Raw genomic sequence first — 2,462 nt, forward strand, 5'->3', positions numbered from 1 at the left:
TGTAAGCAGTCAAGTGAAATACAGAAATTTTCGCCAGAAAATGCAGAGTTTTTCGGCGTCAATTTTCTCCTGTAATAGACCGGTGGTGTGCTAAACGGTAGCTGTTGCCGGTCATGTTAATAATTTCGCAGCGGTGGATCAGCCGGTCCAGGATAGCTGTTGTAATGGTTGCATCGCCCATGAAGTCTGCCCACTCGTCAAAGCCTTTGTTTGAGGTAATAATGAGTGAGGTTTTCTCAGACATGGATGACACGAATCCAAAGAACAGGTTGGCCTCTGCCGGGGACAATGGCATAAAGCCTACCTCGTCCACCACAACAAGCGCTGCCTTGCGGATATACTTCAGCCGTCGCTGGCTGGCCTTCGAGATTTCCACGGTTTTCAGTACAACCATGAGGTTGGACAGGGTTTCAAATACAACCGTGTAGCCCAGATCCAGTCCCCGTACCGCCAGAGCAATAGCCAGATGCGTTTTTCCAACGCCCGGCGGCCCCAGCAGGCAGATGTTGTAAGCCTGCTCCAGCCATGTCATATCACTTAGCCGGAGCATACGCTCTTTCGTGACACTGCGCTGAAATCCAAAGTCAAAGCTGTCTAAGCTCTTTTGGGCAGGCAGATTGGCCTTTCGGTAGCGGTTCAAGGTTTGCTTTTCTACCCGGAGCCGCATTTCTTCCTGTAAGAACAGCTCCACGCTCTCCAATGGGGTCAGATTGTCTCTGCCAGCATAGATTGCGTCAAAGTCCACCGGCTGGATTCTGAGGTCACTAAGGAGGTTTCGCACTCGTTCCAAAGGTGTAAGCATTTATCTCACCCCCATCTGTGCGTAGACTTCCAGTGGCCGCTTCTGGGTGGTCACATGGTATTTCAAATTGTCCACCGGGATTGCCGGAACCACAACAGAAGATTCCTGCGTTCCCTTGGTTTTGCCCTGGTGAACAAGGAAATCCTTGAGGATATTGGCGCTGTGCAGCGTGTTGTTCATACAGAAGTTGACACCTTCGAGAACATTTGCCACACCATACTGGTCAATAAGGGACTGTATAATCTTAAACTGGTCCCTGGAGTACCGGGACTTTTCTGTACGGATTACCTGCAGGAAATCCGTTGCCTGCCCCAGCAGAGCAGCATCCAGATCATCCTGTAGCTTGTCCAGTGCCGTAGTGCGGTCTCTGGTGTGGCTCTTGTTCTGAATGAGCAGTCCCCGACCTGTAGCAATACGGTGTTCGCAAATGGGTTCTCCAAATACAGTCTGGATGTACAGCATATTGTCTCTGGTTTCCAGCCGTACTTCCGGCTGCGTATTGTAAGTGCCCAGGGGAACGGAATAGCGGTTGCTGTTGTAGAGAATGGTATTGTCCTTGCGGACAGTCCGGCAAATAAACGGGTTGGAGGACTCATCCAAGCCAACCAGGGGACGCAAATATTCACGCTCTTCCTTGAAAACCTCAGCCGGGATGAGCTTTGTAGTGCCGTGCTCTTTAGCATTGGCGGTGCGTTCCAGCCATTCCAGACAGGCACCATTGAGAATGTCGTCATCCGAGTACATTCGGCAACTGAGAAAATTGCCTTTGACATACTTTACACTGTTTTCAATCTTGCCCTTGCTTTCCGGATCTGCTCCACGGCACAGGTAGATTGAAACACGGGTTTCCTGCCGGAACTTTTCAAATTCATAAGTGTAAATAATGTCTCCGGCGTTCTCACTGACACAGAGGATGCTGTCCTGGTCAAAGACCATCTCCTGCGGCATACCGCCGAAATAACGGAAGCAGTTGTGGCAGATTCGAACCAAGTCCACGGATGTAAACGGGCGGCTCTGCATCTCTGCGTACTTGTACCGGGATCGGGCCAGCAAGAAAACCGCAGCATACACCTTGGTCAAGCCACCGTCCACATTGGGCATGAGCTTCTGTCCAAAGTCCACTTGCACCTGCTGTCCCATGGGAAGCTCCGGGACAGCCTCGTAGTCACGGGGAGTCACAGTTTTCTTGAGGCCATATTCTTCTCGGAGCCTTTTGACATACCGAGAAACGGTGCGCTCCTTAAAGGATGCCTTGTAGTGCTCCTTTAACCAGTCACCGACCTGCGCTGCGGTCATGGCTGGATATTGTCTCAACCACAGTATGATCTGGTCTTTATAATCGTCCAGCTGGCTACCCCGTTTTAACTGCCGGGCCTGTGACTCGTATTCTTCTACGGTCATATCCCAGTACCGGTCAACAGTACGCCAGTTGATGTCGAGCTGCTTGGCAACAGAGTCTTTCTTGAAGCCACGCTCTTTTAATTGATGAATGGCATTGTACACTTTTATCTCCTTCATCTGAGCCACCTCCTCCGGCTAACACTATTGTATCAGCTGGCGAAAGGTGTGCAGTCAGTGGCGAAAAACTCTGCGCTTTATGTGGCGAAAAAGTGTGTACTTTTAGTGGCGAAAAACTCTGTACTTTATATTACCATTTACA

2 protein-coding genes are annotated in these 2,462 nt (G+C 50.3%); both read right to left on the reverse strand.

What is annotated here, in order from left to right; all coding sequences use genetic code 11:
• Positions 1–58: 58 nt before the first annotated feature.
• Positions 59–802: an IS21-like element helper ATPase IstB gene (gene istB, locus I2E77_RS13560; protein ID WP_195451497.1), complete on the reverse strand. Its 744-nt coding sequence runs from the start codon at positions 800–802 to the stop codon at positions 59–61.
• Positions 803–2,320, reverse strand: coding sequence for an IS21 family transposase (gene istA, locus I2E77_RS13565; protein WP_195451498.1), 1,518 nt, complete (start codon positions 2,318–2,320; stop codon positions 803–805).
• Positions 2,321–2,462: the final 142 nt, after the last annotated feature.

The sequence above is a fragment of the Anaeromassilibacillus sp. 1001302B_160321_C8 genome, from assembly GCF_015554745.1.
Taxonomy (GTDB): domain Bacteria; phylum Bacillota; class Clostridia; order Oscillospirales; family Acutalibacteraceae; genus Anaeromassilibacillus; species Anaeromassilibacillus stercoravium.

What these genes read in the sequence shown, in the direction of transcription:
- istB (WP_195451497.1), bottom strand. Translation starts at nt 802, where the DNA reads ATGCTTACACCTTTGGAACGAGTGCGAAACCTCCTTAGTGACCTCAGA.
- istA (WP_195451498.1), bottom strand. Translation starts at nt 2,320, where the DNA reads ATGAAGGAGATAAAAGTGTACAATGCCATTCATCAATTAAAAGAGCGT.